Origin of the sequence: Magnetospirillum gryphiswaldense MSR-1 v2 (assembly GCF_000513295.1) — a bacterium.
GTDB lineage: Bacteria > Pseudomonadota > Alphaproteobacteria > Rhodospirillales > Magnetospirillaceae > Magnetospirillum > Magnetospirillum gryphiswaldense.
Map to the genome: position 1 here is coordinate 4124287 of NC_023065.1, position 22113 is coordinate 4146399.

A 22113-nucleotide genomic window follows, 5' to 3' on the forward strand; every position below is an offset into this window, starting at 1 on the left:
GGCGCGGCAGCGTAGGGTCTATGGCGGCAAGCCCCGTGTGGCGCCTTCTGCGCCCGGATCGATAATCCGTAGTTATCTTCCAGTTTGGACCAAAATGGATTGTACCAGCCTCGTGTCGTAGAGGAAGGAGGGTGAATCTGGGATTGGCGCTATGAACGGATCAAAGGGGCTTCCCGATTGACGGTACTGCTGCTGTCAATCCCCCGGCAGCTTTCCATCCCTCTGCTTCATGGTGGCCGCGTCCATTTCCATCCGGGCCACGGCTGCGTCGATCTGTGACCGCAAAGCGGGTTTGTCCTTGGCAGGGGCTTGCTTGAAGCGGCGCAGCAGGTCCTCGGCCTCAATCAGTGTGGCCGTCGCACCTGGGGATGGATTGGTTCCCAGGCGCAGGCGCATCACCTCCAGATCGACGGCGCGGTTGGATGCATAGACCGCATCCGGATTCGCTTCGGGCTTGTCCGCGGAAATGGCGTTCAGCGGTGACAGCAGGGTCAGGATGACCAGGGCCAAGGGCAGTTTTCTCATGACGATCTCCTCAATTCAGAAGCCCCATTCGCGGATCAGCACGGCGGCGGCGGATCGCAGGGCGCTGCCCATCAGGCGCCAGCGGGGTACCAGATCATCACCCACCTCCAGGCGGATGGTCAGGACGGGCTCGAGGCCCCGACCAGGCTCGTCCTCGAGCTTCCCCTCGGCACTCCAGCCACGCAGGTAGCCCACGTAGGCATCGAGGTCGAGGAGGTCGTCGTCCAACGCCCCGACAGTGACGTCGATCAGGATGGGTTTCGTCAGGTCAAGCTTGTGAAAGTCAGCTTCACTCACGGCGGCAAATCGGCGCGGCATCAGGCACAGGTCGATTGCGTCGAGAATGGTCGACTTGCCAGAATCGCCCGGACCGATGAGGCAATTCAGCCCCCGCGCCGGGCTCCAAGCGAGCTCAGAGATGCCCCTGAAATTCCGGATGTGAGTGTGACGAACAGCTGCCATGGGTCCCCGCGGACTAAAAGAGCGGCGCCACCTTCGATTGGTGGTGTTGCATCTTGGCCTCAACCGCCATAATCGTCCAGCGGGGCCTCTTGGTGTGGGGTAGCCCGTCCCCGCCGTCCTTTGCCGAAAACTGCCGGTCCGATGACGACCCAGATCAGACATTCCGCGTGACTGCGCACCCATGCCGCCGGTACAGCGCAATGCTGTTGAGGCGGCGAACGTCGTCCGCTACCAGACACCTTCCCCCCCCCCATCAGTCCACCCGAACTACACGCTATGACTTTTTACTTGCATCGCGGCAAATACAACGACTTACCGACCTGTTGATACAAATCGGTGTGTCAACAGGTCTGGAGAATAAACCGTATCAGAGAGAGAATTTGCCCCATTTAGGGCTGGCCCGAGTCAGCAGGCAGACATGCGAACACCGCGCAGAACCTTGGGATACCCAAAGCCGCGTCGGTCCTATAGAGCCGGTTTTCTTTAAGAGAATGGCGTCCCCAGCGGGATTCGAACCCGCGTCGCCGCCGTGAAAGGGCGGTGTCCTAGGCCTCTAGACGATGGGGACGTCGCGAGGTGAGGGCGACCTTTTAGCGGGGTAAGCCCACTTGGTCAAGCGGCTTTTTTCAAAAAAATCATCGAGCGGCGGCGGCGTCATCGATGATCAACTGCACCGAGTTGTTGCCCTGCCAGCTATCCACCCGCAACGTGCCGGCCAGGTGGAAGGTGCGACCCTGGCCGCCCAGCAGGGTCAGGCCCATTTCGCTGTCGGCGGCGCGGAAGGCGATGGCCTTCAGCCGTTGGCCGCCGGCGCTTTGCGCGATGATGCGGATATGGCCGCTGCCGACCACGTCGGCCTTGACCACGCGGGCGCCGGTGACGGCGAAGCGGGGTTCCGGGTTGCCGGCGCCGAAGGGGCCAAGCTGTTTCAGGGTTTCCACCAAATCCACCGTGGCCCCCGCCGCGTCGATGGCACCGTCCAGGTCCAGCACCGGCACCAGCTCGCCCGTCAACTGGGCTTGCAGGCGATCGGCCAGGAAAGCGCGGAAGTCGCCCAAGCGGTCGCGCATCACCGTAAAGCCGGCGGCCATGGCATGACCGCCGCCAGCCTTCAACAGGCCCTGCTGGCGGGCGGCGATGATGGCGCAGCCCAGGTCAAGGCCGGTGACCGAGCGGCCCGAGCCCTTGCCCTCGTCGCCGTCCAAGGCGATGACGCAGGCTGGTCGGCCATAGCGTTCCTTCAGCCGACCGGCGACGATGCCGATGACGCCGGGGTGCCAATTCTCGCCCGCCGCCACCACCAGGGGCAGGCCGTCGTCGTCGCGCCCTTCCACCTGTTCGATGGCTTCCAGCAGCACGGCGGCTTCGATTTCCTGGCGTTCCTTGTTGTAGCCGTCCAATTGGCGGGCGATGTCGGCGGCCAGAAGCGGGTCGTGGGTGGACAACAGGCGCGAGCCCAGCGCCGACTGGCCGACCCGCCCACCGGCATTGACGCGAGGCCCCAGCACATAACCCAGGTGATAGGAATCCGGACGTTCCTTGATGCCGGCCACGTCGGACAATGCTGCCAGCCCCACATTGGCGCGCTTGGCCATCACCTTCAGCCCCTGGGTGACCAGGGCGCGGTTGACGCCCCACAGCGGCACCACGTCGCACACCGTGCCCAGGGCGACCACGTCCAGCCATTGCAGCAGGTCAGGGGCGGGACGGGCAGGACCGTACCAGCCCGCTTCCTTCAGTACCCGGTTGACCGCCACCACCACCAGGAAGGTGACGCCGACGGCGGCCAGATGGCCGTGCGGACTGTCGTCGTCCAGGCGTTTGGGGTTGATGATGGCGAAGGCCCGGGGCAGGTGTGGTTCGGCTTCATGATGGTCGACGACGATGACGTCGATGCCGGCCTCGGCGGCGCCCTCCAGCGGGTCGAAGGCGGTGGTGCCGCAATCCACCGTCACCACCACTTTGGCCCCTTGCGCCGCCAGTTTCAGCAATGCCGGCAGGTTGGGGCCATAGCCTTCGCTCATGCGGTCGGGGATATGCACCAGGGCGGTGGCGCCGATGGCGGTCAGAAAGGTGTTGAGCAGCGCCGACGAGGTGGCGCCGTCGACGTCGTAATCACCGAAGATGCCGATGGGTTCCCCCGTCATCACCGCGCTGGCGATACGGGCGGCGGCCTTGTCCATGTCCTTCAGGTGGCTGGGATCGGGCAGCAGGGCACGCAGGGTGGGGGAGAGGAAGGTTTCCGCCTCGTCCAGGCCGATGCCGCGTGCCGCCAGCACCCGGCCGATGATTTCCGGCAGGGCCAGGCGTTGCGACAAGGTGGCGGCCAAGCGTTCGTCGCCGCCGCTGGATTGCCAGCGCCGCCCGGTCAGCGAACGCTCGACCCCCAGGAAGGCAGCGTCGGCATGCATGGCCTTAATCCTGATGCAATTGGGCGTGGCGGGTGAAATCGTGCTGGGACGTGATGGTCCGCAGCGTGCCGGTGGCCGAGCGCATGACCAGGGAATGGCTGGTCGCCCCGCCCGAGCGCAGGCGAATGCCGGCCAGGATGTTGCCGTCGGTGATGCCGGTGGCGGCGAACATCACCTCGCCCTTGACCATGTCGTCGATGGTCCATTGGGCGCGCGGGTCGGTAATGCCGGCAGCCCGCGCCTTGGCCCGGTCGTCGTCGCTGCGCAGCAGCAGGCGGCATTGCATCTGCCCGCCCAGGCATTTCAGTCCGGCGGCAGCCAGCACGCCCTCGGCGGCGCCGCCCGATCCCATGTACAGGTCGATGCCGGTCTGGGGCAAGCCGACGGCGATGGCGCCCGAGACGTCGCCGTCGTCGATCAGCACCACGCGGGCGCCGGCCTCGTAGATGCGGCCCAGCAGATCGGCGTGGCGCGGGCGGTCCAGCATGCAGACGGTGAGGTCGGCGACCGCCACGCCCTTGGCGGCGGCGACGTTGAGCAGATTGTCCTCGGGGGTCACGCTCAGGTCGATGACGCCCTGGGGCAGGCCCGGTCCCACCGCCAGCTTTTCCATATAGGCATCGGCGGGAACGTGCAGAAAAGACCCTTCTTGGGTGGCGGCGACCACCGAGATGGCGTTGTGGCTGCCCTTGGCGCAGATGGTCGCGCCTTCGATCGGCGTGAGGACGATATCCACCTTGGGGCCGGTGCCGGTGCCGACCTTGTCGCCGTTGGATAGCGTGATGGCGCCGCTGCCGTTGACCAGGCGGCCATCCATGGACAGGCTGTTGAGCGCTTGGCGCATGGCCTCGGTGGCGGCTTCATCGGCGGCTTTTTCATCGCCGCGACCGATCCAGCGCGAGGCGGCCAAGGCGCTGGCCTCGGTGACGCGGACCACTTCCAGGGCCAAGTTGCGGTCCAAGGCATGCGGCGGCGGAACGAAGACGCGGTTGGGCATGGCGCTCACATATGTTCGATGCGGATCAGGCGCGGCGGCTCGACCACCGCGTCAAGCGCGGCGATGCGGGCGACGGCGCGGTTCATGTCGGCTTCCACCGTATCATGCAGGGTCATGACCATGGGCACGGTTTCGCCCGGTGCCCGGCCCGGCTGGATCATCTGCTCCACCGACACGCCCTCGGCCCGCAAGGCCTGGGCGACGTCGGCCAACACGCCGGGGCGGTCCAGCACCATCAGGCGCATGTAATAGGCGCCCTGACGGCGTTCCATGGCGGCGATGCCCTTGGCCGCCAGCGCGCCCACCGGCACGCCGAAGACCGGCGAGCGATTGCCGCGCGCGATGTCGATGATGTCGGCGGCGACGGCCGAGGCGGTGGGGCCAGCGCCGGCACCGCGGCCTTCATAGATGGAACGGCCGACGAAATCGCCCTCGGCGACCACGGCGTTGAAGACGCCGTCGACGGTGGCGATGGGGGTGGTGACCGGCACCATGCACGGATGGACGCGCTGCTCGATGCCGTGATCGGTGGCTTGGGCGATGCCCAACAGCTTGATGCGATAGCCCAGCTTGTCGGCGAAATCGATATCCACCGCCGAGACGTGGCGGATACCTTCCACGTACATGGAGGCGAAGTCCACCGGGGTGGCGAAGGCCAGACTGGTCAGGATCGACAGCTTGTGGGCGGCATCGACGCCGTCGATATCGAAGCTGGGATCGGCCTCGGCATAGCCCAGGGCCTGGGCCTCGGCCAGCACGTCGGCGAAGTCACGCCCGGTTTCGCGCATGGTGGTCAGGATATAATTGCAGGTGCCGTTCAAGATGCCGGTGACCCGCGACAGGCTGTTGCCGGCCAGACCTTCCTTCAGCGCCTTGATGATGGGGATGCCGCCGGCAACGGCGGCCTCGAAGCCGAGGGCCACACCCTTGGCCTCGGCGGCACCGGCCAGGGCGACGCCGTGATGGGCCAGCAACGCCTTGTTGGCGGTGACCACGTGCAGGCCGCGGGTGATGGCGGTTTCCACCACTTGGCGGGCGATGCCCTCGGACCCGCCGATGACTTCGACGATGACGTCGGCGTCGGCCTTGGCGGCCATCTGGGCCGCGTCATCGTACCACGCAACATCCGCCCCGATGACGATGCCGCGATCACGATTGCGGTCGCGGGCGGAAATTGCGGTGACCACGATGGGGCGACCGGCACGGGCGGCGATGATGCCCGCATTGTCGGACAACAGTTTGACCAGTCCGGCGCCCACGGTGCCCAGACCGGCAACAGCGATTTTCAAGGGTTTCATATCAGCCAACCACCGCGCGTTGCTTTTCCGATTCTTCCAGGACCTTATCGTAATTGCCCAGGAAGGACTTGATGTTGCGCACCGCCTGACGGGTGCGCTGGATGTTTTCCACCAGCCCGATACGGACGAAATTGTCGCCGTATTCGCCGAAGCCGATGCCGGGCGCCACCGCCACCTGGGCTTCACGCATCAAGAGCTTGGAAAATTCCAAGGATCCCAGATGGGCGAAGGCCGGCGGAATGGGGGCCCAGGCGAACATGGTGGCCGGCGGGCTGGGAACGTTCCAGCCGGCGGCGTGCAAGCCTTCGATCAGGACGTCGCGGCGGCCTTTGTAGAGCTGGCGGATGTCCTCGACGCAATCCTGCGGCCCGTTCAGGGCGGCGGTGGCGGCCACCTGGATGGGGGTGAAGGCACCGTAATCCAGGTAGGATTTGATGCGGCCCAGGGCGCCGATCAGCTTTTTGTTGCCGGCGGCGAAACCGATGCGCCAGCCCGGCATGTTGTAGGTCTTGGACATGGAGGTGAATTCCACCGCGATATCCTTGGCCCCCGGCACCTGCAGGATCGACGGCGGCGGCGCCACGTCGAAATAAATCTCGGAATAGGCCAGATCCGACAGGATCCAGATGCCGTGATGACGGCAGAAATCCACCACCTGTCCATAAAAGTCCAGATCGGCCAGCAGGGCGGTGGGGTTGCTGGGATAGTTCAGCACCAGGGCGATGGGCTTGGGCACCGAGTGACGGACGGCGCGGTCAAGGGCGCGCAGGAACTCGGCATCGGGGGTCACCGGCACATAGCGGCACGAGCCGCCGGCGATGATGAAGCCGTAAGGGTGGATGGGATAGCTGGGATTGGGCACCAAAACCACGTCGCCGGGGCTGGTGATGGCGTTGGCCAGATTGGCCAAGCCTTCCTTCGAGCCCAAGGTGACGATGCATTCGCTTTCCTGGTCCAGCTCGACGTCGAAGCGGCGCTGGTAATAGGCGCACAGCGCTTTTCGCAGGCCGGGGATGCCGCGGCTCATGGAATAGCGGTGGGCGCGCGGGTTGCGGGCGGCTTCCACCAGCTTTTCAACGATGTGGGGGGGCGTCGGCTGATCGGGGTTGCCCATGCCGAAATCGATGATGTCGTCGCCGGCGGCGCGGGCGCGCGCCTTCATGGCGTTGACTTCGGCGAAGACATAGGGGGGCAGCCGCTTGATGCGATGGAATTCCTGCTCGGTGCTCATGACGCCAGTCGCTTTCCCATTGGGGACGGAACGGAAGAGACCATATCTAGCGCGGGCAGGGCCAAGATGCGACAGCTTTTTGGCAAAATCGGGCATGCGCGGACGGTGGGGCTGCCGCCCGCGCATGGGCCCGCTCAGGCGGCTTTGACGTCGGTGAGGAAACGGTCGACGATGGATTTCAGCTCGACCGATTCCCGGCTCAGCGATTGGGCGGCGGCCAGCACCTCTTCCGCCGATATGCCGGTTTCCGACGCCGCCTGACTGACCGAGCCGATATTGGACGACACCTCCTGGGTGCCGCTGGCGGCCTGCTGGATATTGCGGGCGATCTCGGCGGTGGCGGCGGATTGTTCCTCGACCGCTGCGGCGATGGCGCCGGCGATCTGGTTGATCTCGGTGATGCGTCCGACGATGCCTTCGATGGCGCGCACCGTCTGTACCGTGGCCGATTGCACCGAGGTGATCTGGGTGGTGATTTCCTCGGTCGCCTTGGCGGTTTGGTTGGCCAGCGACTTCACCTCGTTGGCGACCACGGCGAAACCCTTGCCGGCATCGCCGGCGCGGGCCGCCTCGATGGTGGCGTTCAAGGCCAGCAGATTGGTCTGACTGGCGATATTGGTGATCAGCCCGACTACCTCGCCGATGCGGGCCGAGGTCTCGGCCAGCGCCTTGACCGTGCTGTTGGTCTGCGCCGCGTCTTCGGCGGCGGCTTGCGATGCGGTGCTGGAGCGCTCCACCTGACGACCGATCTCGGCGATGGAGGCGGACAATTCCTCGGCGGCGGTGGCCACCGTCTGCACGCTGGCCGAGGCCTGCTCGGTGGCGGCGGCGACCACGGTGGCTTGGCGGTTGGTTTGCTGGGCGTTGCCCGACATGGACTGGGCGGTGGCCTCCATCTCGGTGGCGGCGCCGGAAACGATGTTGAGCACGGCGGCGACCTGGGCATCGAATCGACCGGTCAGCCCGGTTACCGTTTCGGCCCGGCGCAATTGCTCGGCCCGGCTCGCCTCTTGCTCGGCGGCCATCTGTTCGGCCCGGATCATGTTGTCCTTGAAGATCTGGACGGCGGCGGCCATGTCGCCCACTTCGTCGCCCCGGCCTTGGGCCGGGATGAGGACGGATTTGTCGCCGGCGGCCAGTTTGGTCATGGCGTCGGTCATGGCGACGATGGGGGTGCCGATGGCCGAACGCAACACCATGGCGGATACGGCCAGCAGCGCGACGATGACGATGCCGACCACAATCAAGGCCAGGCGCACGCTGTCGCCGGTGGCTTCAAGAGATTTCTTCGAGGCTTCGGCCCCCTGCTTGTTGATGCCCAGCAGGTTTTCCACTTCGTGGAGAGCTTCACGGAATTTGGGGCGGCTTTCCTGGGTCATGACATTTTGTGCCGCTTCGTTTTCATTTTTCCGCGACAGATCCAGCATCTTGGAGCTGACGCTCAGATAGGCGTCGATGTGTCCGCTCAGACGCTTGAAGGTTTGCCGTTCCTCGTCGGACGAGATCAGCTTTTCGTAAACAGCGCGGGCATGGGCGATTTGCGTCCCAAGTTCGACCACTTCGGTATCGACCTTGCGCATTTCGGCATCGTCGGTGGTCAGGATGTGTTGATATTCCACCCGCCGCAACGACAGCAGATCGGCTTTCAGGTCGTCGATGGCGGCGACGCTGGGCAGCCAATTGTCGGACAGGTCGTGGCCGGCCTTGTCCAGTTCGTTGATGCCCTTCAGGCTGAAGCCCATGGATACCAGCAGCAGTACCAGGATGGCGCCGAAAACTACCGCCAGTTTGGCGCCGATACGCAAATTGTTGATGAAAGTCATCGCTGTCGCCCCCAAAACGATACCGCCTCAGTTTGGGGATTATACGCCTGCAATCAGCGTGCGTCTGCGCTGTTTTCTTTTGATTTGTTATGTATATCAGTCTCTTAGGTCTAGGATGCGTCCGACCAAAGTCGGAGCGGCCCCCCACTCACGCAAGGTCACCACCATCGCTTCGGCGCAGAAATGGCGGGCGGCGTCACGGTCATAGCCGTCGGCCAGCAATTGGTCGTATTCGCTGTAGCGATGGCGCACGTGGCTGGTCAGGGCCAGCCAGGCGGCGGCCTGGGGCGAGCCGCTGCGCAGGCCGGGAGAATCCTCGGCCAGGTCAAGCACGGCTTCACGGTCAAAGGCGGGAATGGCCGGCGCCAGCACCGCCAAGGCCTCGGCGATGGCGGCGCGGCGTTGGTTCAAATCACATCACGTCAAGATAGACTTGGGCGCCGTCCTGGCCATATTCGGCCATGGCGGCAACCATGATCTTGGACGCGGGAATGCCGCGGCGGTTCAGTTCGCGGGCCACCGCGTCGGCACGGTCCTGCGACGCATCCAGGCCGCCGATCAACTGATAGCCACCCTGGCGCGGAGACGGGGCGAAACCGACGACGCGGACCACGCCCTTGGTCTGCTTGTACAGGCGGACCACCTCGCCGATGGCGGCCTTGTCGGCGCGCGACAGGGCAGCACCGGATTCGAACTGCACCGAGGCCACCTGGAATGATGCCGCCGGCTCATGGGTGGGCAGCGGCGCGGCAAAGCCCTTGCCGCCGCCGACGCTGGCTTTGGTGGCCTTTTTGGCCGAACCCGGCGGAACCAGATGGATGGGGGCATCGTCGCCATAAGCGACGTGGCTGGCATGGGGCATCTCGACCATGCCGGGGCGCACCACTTGCTGGGCCGATTCGGCCAGACGCATTTCGTATTGCTGCTGCAACCGCTTGGGCCGGCCCGGAATGGCCACGGTTTCCGGGACGTCGGCGGGCGGCGGCGGCGTCATGTTCATGGCTGCGGGCGGGGCATCGGGGCTGCTATTGGCGCGGCCAGCAGCATTTTGTCCGGCAGCGGTCAAGGGTGCCGCCTGGATGGCCGAGGCCGGGGTGTTGGCGGCGGCGACCTGGGTTTGCTCTGCGGTCTGGGTGCGTCGTGCCAGCGGACGGGTGGGGGCGACCTCGCGCCGGATCGGCTCGGCGTATTGGGCATTGCCACGGTCGGCCACCAGACCCTTGGGGGTGGTCTTGCGGTTCTCGGCGGTGGGGACCGGCTTGTTGTCCGCCTTGGCAGCGGTGCTGGGCTTGGCCACCGGCGCCGGCTCATCCTTGCCGGTGACGAAGTCGCGGGTGCCCTTGTACCATTCGACCGGATTGACGGCATCGGGAACCGTCGAGCATGCGGACAGCGCGGTGAGCAGCAGAAGGCTGCGGCCCCACACACGCATAGTGTTCGGAAAACCTGCGTCTTTCCGCACGAAATTACCAGTCATGGTCTGACCACCCACCCCTGAAGACATGGAAAAATGGCTTGCTACCACTCTTTACGGCAAGTTCACGTTTAACAGGGCAGCGAAGGAAAGTATATAGGGCTATGGGGGGTGATGAGGCGTGATCCATGCCTTGCTGCCCATGACGGCAAAATCCCCCCGCCAAGGGTGGCCGCACGGTTGCGCGGACGCTGTTTTCAGTCGCTGTAACGAGGAATTCATATGGCCGAGGAAAAGGGCGCTGACGTCAAGGTGATCGACCCCGCCGAACTGTCGCAGGCTATGGCCAACATCGCCGAGCGCTCGCAGCGCATCGTCGCCGATTTCGTCGCCCGTCAGGCGGCGGAGCCCGGTCCGCAGAACTTCGACCCGCTTAACATCGGTAACGCCTTCATGGAAATGACGGCGAAGATGATGAGCGACCCGGCCAAGCTGGTGGAAGCCAACCTGACGCTGTGGAACGATTATCTGTCCCTGTGGCAGAACACCGCCCGGCGCCTGATGGGCGAACATTCCGAGCCGGTGGCCAAACCCGAACCCGCCGACCGTCGCTTCAAGGACGAGATGTGGGAGGAGAACGAGGTCTTCGACTTCATCAAGCAATCCTATCTGCTGTCGGCCCGCTATATGCACGGGCTGGTGCACGGGGTCGAGGGGCTGGACGAGCACACGGCGCAGAAGGTGGATTTCTATACCCGCCAGTTCGTCGACGCCATGGCGCCCAGCAATTTCGTCCTCACCAACCCCGAGGTCTTGCGCACCACCATCGAATCGGGCGGTGAGAATCTGGTCAAGGGCCTGAACAACCTGCTGTCCGACCTGGAGCGCGGCAAGGGCAAGCTGTCCATCAAGATGACCGATTACGATGCCTTCAAGGTGGGCGAGAACATCGCCGTCACCCCCGGCAAGGTGGTCTATCAGAACGACCTGATGCAGTTGTTGCAGTTCAACCCGACCACCGAAACCGTGGTCGACCGTCCGCTTTTGATCGTGCCGCCGTGGATCAACAAGTATTACATCCTCGACCTGCGACCCAAGAACAGCTTCATCAAATGGGCGGTGGATCAGGGCCATACGGTGTTCGTCATCTCCTGGGTCAACCCGGATGAGCATCTGGCGGCCAAGGATTTCGGCGATTACATGCACGAAGGCCCGCTTGCCGCCATCAAGGCCATCGAGCAGGCCACCGGCCACAAAGAGGTGAACGCGGTGGGCTATTGCCTGGGCGGCACGCTGACCGTGTGCACCTTGGCCTATATGGCGGCCAAGGGTTTGCCGGGCATTGCCAGCGCCACCTTGTTCACCACCATGACCGATTTCTCGGAGCCGGGCGAACTGGGCATCTTCATCGATGAAGAGCAACTGGTCAGCCTGGAAGCCAAGATGAGCGAGCATGGCTATCTGGATGGCCGCGACATGGCCATGACCTTCAACATGCTGCGCGCCAACGACCTGATCTGGTCGTTCGTGGTCAACAATTATCTGCTGGGCAAGGATCCGTTCCCGTTCGACCTGCTGTACTGGAATTCCGATTCCACCCGTATGCCGGCGGCCATGCACAGCTTCTATCTGCGCAAGATGTACCAGCAGAACCTGCTGACCCAGCCGGGCGGCATTCAACTGGATGGTGTCGACATCGATCTGGGCAAGATCAAGACCCCCATCTACATGCTGTCGGCGCGTGAGGATCACATCGCGCCGTGGAAGTCCACCTATGCCCTGACCCAGAATTCCGGTGGTCCGGTCAAGTTCGTGCTGGCGGCCTCGGGCCATATCGCCGGGGTGGTCAATCCGCCGGCGGCCAACAAGTACTGCTATTGGACCAACAACAAGAAGGTCAAGAATCCCGACACCTGGCTGAACGGCGCCACCCAGATGGAAGGATCGTGGTGGCCGGATTGGCACGCCTGGGCGACCAAGGGCACCAAGCCGGTGCCGGCGCGAACCCCCGGCGACGGCAAGCTTGCCATCGTCGAGGACGGTCCCGGCGCCTATGTCAAGGAACGGGCGGTATAATCCTTAGGGGGGAAAGTCCGCCGAGTGAGACGACGGACTTTTTCACCGGTAAATAAAAAAGGCCCCGGAGAAATCCGGGGCCTTTGCTTTTGCCGGTTGGTTTAGGTCCGCATGATCGGCTTGTACTTGATGCGGTGCGGCTGGTCGGCGTCGACGCCCAGGCGGCGTTTGCGGTCGGCTTCGTAATCCTGGTAATTGCCCTCGAACCACACCACCTGGCTGTCGCCCTCGAAAGCCAGGATATGGGTGGCGATACGATCCAAGAAGAAGCGATCGTGGCTGATGACCACGGCGCAGCCGGGGAACTCGGCCAGGGCGTCTTCCAGCGCCGACAGGGTTTCCACGTCCAGGTCGTTGGTCGGTTCGTCCAGCAAGATGACGTTGGCGGGGCGGCTCAGCATCTTGGCCAGATGGACGCGGTTGCGTTCACCGCCGGACAGCACGCCCACCTTCTTCTGCTGGTCGGCGCCCTTGAAGTTGAACAGGCCGGCATAGGCGCGGGAATTGATCTTACGCCGCCCCAGGTCGATTTCCTCCTGGCCGTCGCTGATTTCCTGGAACACGGTCTTGTCCGGGTCCAGGCTGTCGCGGCTTTGGTCGACATAGCCCAGGACCACGGTTTCACCCACGGTGAAGGTGCCGGTGGTCGGCTGTTCCTGGCCGGTGATCATGCGGAACAGGGTGGTCTTGCCGGCGCCATTGGGGCCGATGATGCCGACGATGCCGCCCGGCGGCAGGCGGAACGACAGGTTTTCATAAAGCAGGTTGTCGCCGAAGGCTTTCGAGACGTTGTCGGCCTCGATCACCTTGCCGCCCAGGCGCGGACCGGGCGGGACGGAGATGACGGCGGGGCCGGTGGCCTTTTCCTGCGACTTGGCGACCAGATCCTCGAAGGCGTTGATACGGGCCTTGGACTTGGTCTGGCGCGCCTTGGGGCTGGCGCGCACCCATTCCAACTCGTCGCGGATGGCACGCTGGCGGGCGGTTTCCTCGCGCTCTTCCTGTTGCAGGCGCTTTTCCTTCTGTTCCAGCCAGTTGGTGTAATTGCCTTCGTAGGGGATGCCGTGGCCGCGTTCCAGTTCCAGGATCCAGCCGGTGACGTTGTCGAGGAAGTAGCGATCGTGGGTGATCATCACCACGGTGCCGTTGTAATCGCGCAGGAAACGTTCCAGCCACGACACCGATTCGGCGTCCAGGTGGTTGGTCGGTTCGTCCAAGAGCAGCATGTCGGGGTGGGACAGCAGCAGGCGGCACAGGGCGACGCGGCGCTTTTCACCGCCCGACAGCTTGTCCACCGACCAATCCGGCGGCGGGCAGCGCAGGGCGTCCATGGCGATTTCGACCTTGCGTTCCAGATCCCAGGCGTCGAGATGGTCGATCTTTTCCTGCAATTCGGCCTGTTCGGCGATCAGGTCGTTCATCTCGTCGTCGGACATTTCCTCGCCGAACTTGGCCGAAACCTCGTTGAAGCGATCCAGCAGCGCCTTGGTCTCGCCGACGCCTTCCATGACGTTGTCCAGCACGTTCTTGGCCGGGTCCAGGTGCGGTTCCTGCGCCAGATAGCCGATCTTCACGCCTTCGGCCGCCCAGGCCTCACCGCCATATTCCTTGTCGATGCCGGCCATGATCTTGAGCAAGGTCGATTTGCCGGCGCCGTTGACGCCCAACACGCCGATCTTGGCCCCGGGCAGGAAGGAAAGGGTCAAGCCCTTCATGATTTCCTTGCCGCCCGGATAGGCCTTGGTCAGGTTCTTCATCACAAAGACGTATTGATAGCTGGCCATGGAACCTCCGGCACGCGCGAATCGAATTGGGTTGCATGGGGTTTAGACGCCTTGGGGGCAGCCCGTCAAGAACGACCCGCGCGAAGCACGAGACCGACCCGCGCCGGGCGAAAGGCTGGGCTGCCGCCAAAGCCCCTTGCCAGCCTTTTGCGCAAGGAGGACCATGTTCGCCGATAAGAGAGAGAAATTGCTTGGGAGGGCCTGACAATGACTGGCAAGACAGTTTCGCTTCCGCGTGCCGCCGCCCTGGTGGGGCCGTTTTCCAGCGGCAAGACCAGCCTGCTGGAGGCGCTGTTGTTCCGCGCGGAAGCCATCCCCCGTCAAGGTCGCATCAAGGATGGCAACACCGTCGGTGATGCAAGCGTGGAAGCCCGCGCCCGGCTGATGAGCGTCGAGCCCAATCTGGCCGGGGTCGAGTATCTGGGCGAACGCTGGACCTTCATCGACTGCCCCGGCTCGGTGGAGTTTCAGCAAGACACGTATAATGTGCTGATGGCGGTGGACGCCGCCATCGTGGTGTGCGAACCCGATCCCGCCCGCGCGGTAATGGTGGCGCCACTGTTGAAGTTTCTGGATGAACACGGTGTGCCGCATCTCCTGTTCATCAACAAGATCGACAGCAACGGCACCCGGCTGCGTGAGACGCTGGAGGCGCTGCAAGGCGTGTCCGACCGCCCGCTGGTGCTGCGCGAGGTTCCCATCCGCGAGGGCGAGCAGGTCACCGGCTTCATCGATCTGGTCAGCGAGCGGGCCTATAAGTACCGCCCCGGCCAGAAATCCGACCTGATCAAGATTCCCGATGCCATCAAGGAGGAGGAACAATTGGCCCGCCAGGAAATGCTGGAGCATCTGGCCGATTTCGACGACCACCTGATGGAAGAATTGCTCGAAGACATCACCCCACCGCAGCAAGAGCTTTACGACGACCTGGCCCGCGATCTGGCCGATGATTTGATCGTGCCGGTGTTCTTCGGCTCGGCCGAAAACGATGGTGGCATCACCCGGCTGTGGAAGGCGTTGCGCCATGACGTGCCGGCCCCCACCGCCACCGCCGCCCGTTTGGGTTTCACCAATGGCGGAGCCGCCACCGCCCAGGTGTTCAAGACCGTCCATGCCGCCCATACCGGCAAGCTGTCCTGGGCTCGCGTGTTGCGCGGCGAGTTCGCCGATGCCCAGGCCTTGGCCGGCGGCAAGGTGTCGGGGCTGTATCTGCCCGCTGTGGGCACCGCCGCCAAGATGACCAAGGCGGGCCTGGGCGACGTGGTCGGTTTCGGTCGTCTGGACAATGCCCAGACCGGTGATGTGCTGGGCGGTGACGACCAGGGCGGCACCCTTTGGCCCAAGCCGCTGGAGCCCCTGTTCGCCCTGGCGCTGGAAGCCGAGAAAAAGGGCGACGACGTCAAGCTTTCGGGGGCGCTGACCAAACTGGCCGAGGAAGACCCGTCCTATCGGCTGGAACAGAACGCCGAATTCGGCGAAACCGTGCTGTGGGGCCAAGGCGAAATCCACCTGCTGGTGGCGTTGGAACGGCTGAAAAGCCGGTTCGGCCTGGGTGTCGTCACCCACAAGCCGACGGTGCCCTATAAGGAAACCATCAAGAAGCCGGTCAGCGTCCATGGCCGCCACAAGAAGCAATCGGGTGGGCATGGCCAGTTCGGCGACGTCCACGTGGACATTCGCCCGCAGCCGCGCGGCGCCGGTTTCGTCTTCGAGGACAAGATCGTCGGCGGCGCGGTACCGCGTCAGTATATTCCGGCGGTGGAAGACGGTGTGGTCGATTTCCTCAAGCAGGGCGCCCTTGGCTTCCCGGTGGTGGACATCGCCGTCACCTTGACCGACGGCAGCTATCACGCGGTGGACAGTTCCGACATGGCCTTCAAGACGGCGGCGCGCATCGCCATGGCCGAAGGCATGCCGCAATGCGACCCGGTGCTGCTGGAACCCATCCTGGCGGTGGAAATCTCGGTTCCCACCGATTTCACCTCGAAAGCCCAGCGTATCATCACCGGACGGCGCGGCCAGATCCTGGGCTTCGACGCCAAGGAAGGCTGGGCTGGCTGGGATCAGGTGTCAGCCTATCTGCCGCAGGCGGAAATGGGGGACCTGATCGTTGAACTGCGGTCCCTGACCATGGGGGTCGGCACGTTCGGCTGGCGTTTCGACCATTTGCAGGAACTGTCGGGGCGGGCCGCCACCCAGGTGGTGGATGCGCGCAAGGAATCCCTGGCGAAAAAGGGGTGAGATAAGGGAAAAGGCCGGGGCGCTATCCCCGGCCTTTATTTTCCGAACCCGGCGCGCACCAGCAGTACGTGGAAATCGCGCAGGGCCTTTTGTGCCTTGGCCGGGTCGGCGATGCCGTCAACGAAATGGGCGTCGAAATTGGGCTGGCGCAACAAGGTCAGAATGCGTTCCCGCGCCCGGGTCATGGCCTTGCCTTCCGGCAGCACGCCGGCGGCGCAGAACTGCACCAGACGGACGGCGCGGTCGCGCAGATGGCTGTCATGGTGATCCAGCTTCTCGATGATCTGTTCTTCGATCAGGTAGCGTTCCAAGATGGCGTCGATGTGGGCGCACACCTTGTCTTTCATGGCCGCGGGGAAGGGTGAGCGCTGCATGGACCGGTGGGCGGCGGTGGCGCGGCCCATCTTGTCGCGCGGCGTCAACCCACGCTGGCACAGGCGCAGGATGGAGACGCAACTCAAGACCCGCTGGAAATGCCCCATGATGTCGGCGCTGTGTTCCGGTCCGATGGGACTGGCGGCCAAGTCGCACAGATACATGATGCCATAGGCCATGTCGGGCATGACGTTGAAGCAATTGGCGATGGCGATGGTCACGCCCTTGGCCCCGCCTTCGTCCAGCATGCGGGTATAGCGGGTGGTCAGGGCCTCGGCGGTGTCGGCGCCGAACAAAGGCCCGTCGGGGCCGAGCATGCGACCGACGACCTGGATGAAGGCGTCGCGTTCCTTGCCCGGATCGTTGCGATAAAGCGGATTGGGCGAGCGCAACTGACGGTGCGCCCGGTCGATCAGGATGTTGCGGCTTTCCGGCAGCTTCTGTTGCTTGAACAGGTCGTTGAGCAAGGCCGCAGATTCACCCAACTCGCTTTTGTCGGAAACGAAGGTGCCTTCGGCCAGGTCCAGCATGGCGCAGATGGCCGCCGCCAGACTGGGCTGGAAGCCCAGGATTTCCTGAACCACGTTCGAGCCCAGCACGTCGGCGATGACGCCGTCCAACAAGGCCAGCGAATGGGTGTCACCCTCCGCCGCCGCCAGGGCGCACAGCCGTTCCAGTTTGCCGGCCCAGGAGCGGACATCGACCAGATCGCGCGACAGCACCACCATGGCGAGGAAGTCGGCCTCGGTCGGTTCGGCGGCCAGGCCGGCGACATGGTCGTACATGTCCTTGAAGGCGCCGTTGAGCTTGGGCAGCTTCATGCCGTCGGCGCGGCGCGCCTTGGCCGACATCTCGTCCAGTGACTTGAAGATTTCCTCGCGCCGGGTTTTGGAATCGCCCTCGCCATCCTTGGTCTGCAACATGGCGACCCGGTCCACCGCCGACGGCAGCAGCGTGTCCTTGTCCTGGAGGCGCTTCAGTTCCTTGTAATTGTGCATCAGCTCGGTGGGGGTGACGTAAGCCTTTTCCATGTAATTGCGGAACAGGCGGTTGGTCACCGCGCGGCTTTGCGCGCCGTAATAATCGGTGGGCGCTTCGCATTTTGGCGGCGCCTCGTCGATCTTGACGATATGCACGGGGCCGTCGTCACGCACGGCCTGGGTCTGGCTGAAAATCTCTTTTTCATCGAAGGTGCCGTCGCCGCGCGCCCAATTGCGCAGGACGCGCGCGCCCTCACATTTCTTGTCGGTCAGCAGCTTTTTGGCGGCGGTAACCGCAGCCGCCTCTTCGGCGACCAGTGACTGTTGAATCCAACGGCCATCTTTCATGACCTGGATTTCAAAGTTGGCGCGTTCAGACGCCATCGCCCGCTCTCCTTTTCCCGATCCCATTCTGACGACCGGTATCCATGCTTAAGGAATACCTGTGCGGTAAGTTCGTTGTCACGGGAAAGTTGGGGGATTATTCGTTATTTTTCTTGGGTCAGGACGCCATTCACCTAAAGGTAGATTGTTCTTGTGCCTGGAAAGTCGCAAAATTAGGCACAGAGTCGAGTGAAGGGGGCCATCATGTCCGGGAATATTCGATTTACGTGGCTGCGCCCGGGGGGCTGGACTCGCTTGGGGGTAGTGGTGGCGGTGGCCATCATGTTCTCGACCCCCATGCTGTGGTCGCTGGGGGCCTTTGGCGACGGTGATGAAGCGTTGCGCCGCGCCCTGATCTTCCTGTTCTCGGGCCTGTGGTTCGGCATCGGCATCGGTTACGCCGCCAGTTGGGCGTTGCGTGGCTTCGTCCTGCGGGCGAAGGACCATGACGACGACGATGACGAACCGGCCCATGCCCGTCCCGCCGTCCGTCCACCGGCGCCGGCGCATCCGCCGGCGCGACCGGGGCACTGACCTTCAGCGTTTGAGGATGGCCCCCAACACGCCGCGCACGATCTGGCGGCCCAGGGCCGAGCCCAGACTGCTGGCCAAGCCGCGAGCCACCGATTTCACCGCCGCTTCGGCGATGGTGTCGGTGGCGGGACGGCGGCGCGGGCTGGGGGGCGGGGCGCCCTCCACCCGTCCCCAGGCGCCTCGGTGTTGCGGCGTCGGGGCGCTGTCCTGGACTGGGCTGGCGCGGGCGGTCAGGCGTTCATAGGCCGAGTCGCGGTCGATGGCGGCTTCGTATTCACCCTTGACCGGACTTTCTTCCATGACCTGTCGGCGCTGGTCGTCCGCCAGGACGCTGAGCGAAGTGGCCGGCGGGGCGATCAATGCCCGTTGCACCATTCCGGGAATGCCGTCGCCGTCCAGCAGCGATACCAAGGCTTCCCCCTTGCCCAATTCCTGAATGGCCTGGGCGGTGTCCAGGCGCGGATTGGGGCGGAAGGTTTCCGCCGCCGCCCGCACCGCCTTCTGGTCGCGCGGTGTGAAGGCGCGCAAGGCGTGTTGGATGCGGTGACCAAGCTGACCCAAGACGGTTTCCGGGATATCCAGGGGGGATTGGGTGACGAAATAGACGCCCACGCCCTTGGAACGGATCAGGCGCACCACCTGCTCGACCTGGGTGACCAGGGCGGTGGGGGCGTCGTTGAACAGCAGGTGGGCTTCGTCGAAAAAGAACACCAGCTTGGGCTTGGCCACGTCGCCCACTTCCGGCAGGCTCTCAAACAGTTCCGACAGCATCCACAGCAAGAAGGTGGCGTAAAGGGCCGGGCTTTTCATCAGTTCGTCGGCGGCCAGCACGTTGACTGCGCCACGGCCATCGGGCGCGACCATCATCAGATCGGCGAAATCCAGGGCCGGTTCGCCGAAAAAGCTGTCGGCGCCCTGGTTTTCCAGCGCCAATAAGGCACGCTGGATGGCGCCGACCGAAGATGAGGCCACCGCCCCGTAACGGCTGTTCAATTGGTTGGCGTTTTCCCCCACATAGCTGATCAGGGCGCGCAAATCCTTGAGATCAAGCAGCAAAAGGCCTTCATCGTCGGCATAACGGAAGGCGACGTTGAGTACGCCTTCCTGCACATCGGTCAGGCCCAGCATGCGCGCCAGCAGGATCGGGCCGATATCGGAAACCGTTGCCCGCACCGGATGGCCCTGGCGACCGAACAGATCCCAGAACACCACCGGCAGCCCGGCTCCCTGCCAGTCAAGCTTGAGCTTTGCCGCCCGTTCGGCGATGCGTGGCGACGTTTCCCCCGGCTTGGCCAAACCACCCAGGTCGCCCTTGACGTCGGCCATGAATACCGGCACCCCGGCGGCGGAAAATCCCTCGGCCAGCACCCGTAGCGATACCGTCTTGCCGGTACCGGTGGCGCCGGCGATCAGGCCATGACGGTTGGCAACGGACAGGTCGAGCCACAGCGGGCTTTCGCCGCCACCGATAAAAATTTTCTCCGCCATGACATTCCCTCAAGATTAAGCGTGATCAGCGACAGGTGGATGGTAGCAAAAAACTACTCATCCTCATCCTCATCCTCGTCATCGTCGGATTCGTCGTCCTCATCCTCATCATCGTCGGATTCGTCGTCCTCATCCTCATCATCGTCGGATTCGTCGTCCTCATCCTCATCATCGTCGGATTCGTCGTCCTCATCCTCATCATCGTCGGATTCGTCGTCCTCATCCTCATCATCGTCGGATTCGTCGTCCTCATCCTCATCATCGTCGGATTCGTCGTCCTCATCCTCGTCATCGTCGGATTCGTCGTCTTCATCCTCGTCGTCGTCGGATTCGTCGTCTTCATCCTCGTCGTCGTCGGATTCTTCGTCTTCATCCTCGTCGTCGTCGGATTCGTCGTCTTCATCCTCGTCATCGTCGGATTCGTCGTCTTCATCCTCGTCATCATCGGATTCGTCGTCTTCATCCTCGTCGTCATCGGACTCGTCATCAACAAGGATGACGTCGTCGATGTCGACGTTTTCCAATTCGTCAAAGCGGCCATCAACGACCACCTCGGAATATTGACTATACTGGTCAGGCAACTCGTCCTTGGCGTCGACGGTGACCAATTTGAACAGGTTGGTGGCAACGAGAGACAGCAATTCGGTGGTGACTTGCTGGATGACGAAATCCACACCGGCGCCGCCATTGGTCACCGGGGCGTGGTCGTCGGACCAAGTGTCGCGAGAACTCAACGGGTCGCCCTTGGGGACGAAAGTCCAGCAATCGCTGTCGTTGAACTCCGTGCTCATCAAATAGGAATAGGGCATGTAGCAATAGCCCCGGTCGCCCCACTCCGTCCCCCATGAATTGCGGACGATGAACACCTGTTCCACGTCGGAGTAGCCGACACAGCACATGGCGTGGTTGCTGTGGTCGCCCCGGCTGATTTCCCTGGCCTTGGGAATGGGGACGACGCCGCCCCTGTCGCTGCATTCGTCGAAGGAATCGAACAAGGCACAGCCGAAAACAATGGGATAGCCTTCGGCCAGGCTGGTTTTCCAGGCCTCCAACTCGACCGGCACCTGGACCGTGTCGCGGATGCTGTATTTGGCGGCTTCCTGATAGGCGGTGCCGTCGGGCTTGCGCGTCACCAGCGGTTTGCGGAACGGCCATTTGCTTTCGGTGCAGACGCCGAAACGGGTCAGGCCCTCCATGGCGTGTTGGATGACGCTGCCTTCGTCCACATCCTGTTCGTCACAGCGCCAGCGGGCGTTGTAATAGATGAACAACCGACTGGCGTCGTAATTGTGGCCGCTGGCCCGCTTGATCCAATATTCATAGGCCCCGGCAGCGGCATTGGCGGTGCAGCTGTTGGTGTCGCCTTGGTCTTCCACCGGCGTCATGAACTGCCGCAAATCAACCTTGGCCGGCAAGGTGACCCGTTGGATACCGCGCGAGGGTACATAAAGCGAGGCGCCGGGCTTGGGCTTCATGAACTTATAACCGCCGCCCCTGGCCGGGCCTGATTTTTTGGCGGACGAAAACCAGTCGGGAAGACGAAACACCATGGCCGGGACTGCTTTCCTGCAAGGGGTGGTCGGCGACTTTATATCATATCCCGCTGATCGGAACCGGTCAGCGACGGCCTCAAGCGGCGGGCGGGTTGCTCGGCAACCCTTGCCTCCCGCGGCATAAGCCGCGCGGCCCCTTGGGCCTAGCCAAATAAACAGGCAACAAAAACCCCACTTCCTGGTGGGAAGTGGGGTTCGTTGTCCGGGGGTGACCCCGCCAACGGCCAGACGCGATTACTTATTCATGGTCGCAAGCGTGGTGATCGCCTGAGCCCACAGAACGTACTTGTTGGTCGCCAGATCCTCGATGGACGAGATGCCCAGGTGCTTCTTCAAGGCTTCGGCGCCGGCATCCGAGATACCCTGCAAAGCGGCGGGCGAAGCCTTGGCCACTTCGGCCACCGGCTTGTTCTCGAAAGCCTTGTCCAGCATGTCCTTAAGCATAGAAACCCCCATGAATGATTGTAACCCATCAGCGCCCTATACATAGAGGGGCTGCTGTTCACAAGAGTGCGATTAAAAAGTGATCGTGTCCAG

The 22113-nt window shown here is 63.5% G+C and carries 17 protein-coding genes and 1 tRNA gene; 3 read left to right on the top strand and 15 right to left on the bottom strand.

Annotated elements, in window-relative coordinates:
- Positions 1 to 195: 195 nt before the first annotated feature.
- From MGMSRV2_RS19770 to MGMSRV2_RS19815, 10 genes are all read right to left on the bottom strand, one after another.
- Positions 196 to 525: a hypothetical protein gene (locus MGMSRV2_RS19770; RefSeq protein ID WP_024078957.1), complete on the bottom strand. Its 330-nt coding sequence runs from the start codon at positions 523 to 525 to the stop codon at positions 196 to 198.
- Positions 526 to 540: 15 nt separating this feature from the next.
- On the bottom strand, positions 541 to 987 hold the full coding sequence (locus MGMSRV2_RS19775) for an ATP-dependent nuclease (RefSeq protein ID WP_024082159.1): 447 nt from the start codon (positions 985 to 987) through the stop codon (positions 541 to 543).
- 492 nt (positions 988 to 1479) lie between these two features.
- Positions 1480 to 1555 (bottom strand) — tRNA-Glu (locus MGMSRV2_RS19780).
- A gap of 67 nt (positions 1556 to 1622) precedes the next feature.
- Positions 1623 to 3398 carry a single-stranded-DNA-specific exonuclease RecJ gene (gene recJ, locus MGMSRV2_RS19785; protein WP_024082160.1) on the bottom strand — a complete coding sequence of 592 codons (1776 nt, stop codon included), beginning with the start codon at positions 3396 to 3398 and terminating at the stop codon, positions 1623 to 1625.
- A 4-nt stretch (positions 3399 to 3402) separates the two neighbouring features.
- The gene (glpX, locus tag MGMSRV2_RS19790; protein WP_052589046.1) at positions 3403 to 4395 is read right to left on the bottom strand and encodes a class II fructose-bisphosphatase; all 993 of its coding nucleotides are present in this window, start codon (positions 4393 to 4395) and stop codon (positions 3403 to 3405) included.
- 5 nt (positions 4396 to 4400) lie between these two features.
- Complete coding sequence (locus MGMSRV2_RS19795; protein WP_024082162.1) at positions 4401 to 5693, bottom strand: homoserine dehydrogenase; 1293 nt, start codon at positions 5691 to 5693, stop codon at positions 4401 to 4403.
- Between the two features lies 1 nt (position 5694).
- The gene (locus MGMSRV2_RS19800) at positions 5695 to 6924 is read right to left on the bottom strand and encodes an LL-diaminopimelate aminotransferase (protein ID WP_041633828.1); all 1230 of its coding nucleotides are present in this window, start codon (positions 6922 to 6924) and stop codon (positions 5695 to 5697) included.
- Positions 6925 to 7058: 134 nt separating this feature from the next.
- Entirely contained in the window at positions 7059 to 8747 is a 1689-nt protein-coding gene (locus tag MGMSRV2_RS19805) for a methyl-accepting chemotaxis protein (protein WP_024082164.1), read from the bottom strand.
- Between the two features lie 96 nt (positions 8748 to 8843).
- The gene (locus MGMSRV2_RS19810) at positions 8844 to 9158 is read right to left on the bottom strand and encodes a DUF2293 domain-containing protein (protein WP_024082165.1); all 315 of its coding nucleotides are present in this window, start codon (positions 9156 to 9158) and stop codon (positions 8844 to 8846) included.
- A gap of 1 nt (position 9159) precedes the next feature.
- Positions 9160 to 10179, bottom strand: coding sequence for an OmpA family protein (locus MGMSRV2_RS19815; protein ID WP_041633829.1), 1020 nt, complete (start codon positions 10177 to 10179; stop codon positions 9160 to 9162).
- 264 nt (positions 10180 to 10443) lie between these two features.
- Between MGMSRV2_RS19815 and MGMSRV2_RS19820 the strand changes: the two genes are divergently transcribed.
- Positions 10444 to 12237, top strand: coding sequence for a PHA/PHB synthase family protein (locus tag MGMSRV2_RS19820; RefSeq protein ID WP_024082167.1), 1794 nt, complete (start codon positions 10444 to 10446; stop codon positions 12235 to 12237).
- Between the two features lie 101 nt (positions 12238 to 12338).
- Here the strand turns inward: MGMSRV2_RS19820 and ettA are convergent, their stop codons facing one another.
- Positions 12339 to 14021, bottom strand: coding sequence for an energy-dependent translational throttle protein EttA (gene ettA / locus MGMSRV2_RS19825; protein ID WP_024082168.1), 1683 nt, complete (start codon positions 14019 to 14021; stop codon positions 12339 to 12341).
- Positions 14022 to 14228: 207 nt separating this feature from the next.
- On the opposite strand from ettA, the gene MGMSRV2_RS19830 reads away from it, so the two are divergent.
- Positions 14229 to 16262 (top strand): elongation factor G, encoded by a 2034-nt coding sequence (locus MGMSRV2_RS19830; RefSeq protein ID WP_024082169.1) that lies wholly within the window; start codon positions 14229 to 14231, stop codon positions 16260 to 16262.
- A gap of 35 nt (positions 16263 to 16297) precedes the next feature.
- Here the strand turns inward: MGMSRV2_RS19830 and MGMSRV2_RS19835 are convergent, their stop codons facing one another.
- Positions 16298 to 18001: a hypothetical protein gene (locus tag MGMSRV2_RS19835; RefSeq protein WP_024082170.1), complete on the bottom strand. Its 1704-nt coding sequence runs from the start codon at positions 17999 to 18001 to the stop codon at positions 16298 to 16300.
- A 204-nt stretch (positions 18002 to 18205) separates the two neighbouring features.
- On the opposite strand from MGMSRV2_RS19835, the gene MGMSRV2_RS19840 reads away from it, so the two are divergent.
- Positions 18206 to 18535 carry a hypothetical protein gene (locus MGMSRV2_RS19840; protein ID WP_024082171.1) on the top strand — a complete coding sequence of 110 codons (330 nt, stop codon included), beginning with the start codon at positions 18206 to 18208 and terminating at the stop codon, positions 18533 to 18535.
- 3 nt (positions 18536 to 18538) lie between these two features.
- Here the strand turns inward: MGMSRV2_RS19840 and MGMSRV2_RS19845 are convergent, their stop codons facing one another.
- The 3 genes from MGMSRV2_RS19845 to MGMSRV2_RS19855 form a co-directional block, all read right to left on the bottom strand.
- On the bottom strand, positions 18539 to 20023 hold the full coding sequence (locus MGMSRV2_RS19845) for a helicase HerA-like domain-containing protein (RefSeq protein ID WP_024082172.1): 1485 nt from the start codon (positions 20021 to 20023) through the stop codon (positions 18539 to 18541).
- A gap of 53 nt (positions 20024 to 20076) precedes the next feature.
- A complete protein-coding gene (locus MGMSRV2_RS19850; RefSeq protein WP_024082173.1) occupies positions 20077 to 21498 on the bottom strand; it encodes a C1 family peptidase in 1422 nt (473 codons plus the stop codon).
- Between the two features lie 312 nt (positions 21499 to 21810).
- Positions 21811 to 22020, bottom strand: a complete 210-nt coding sequence (locus MGMSRV2_RS19855; RefSeq protein WP_024082174.1) for a hypothetical protein — start codon at positions 22018 to 22020, stop codon at positions 21811 to 21813.
- Positions 22021 to 22113: the final 93 nt, after the last annotated feature.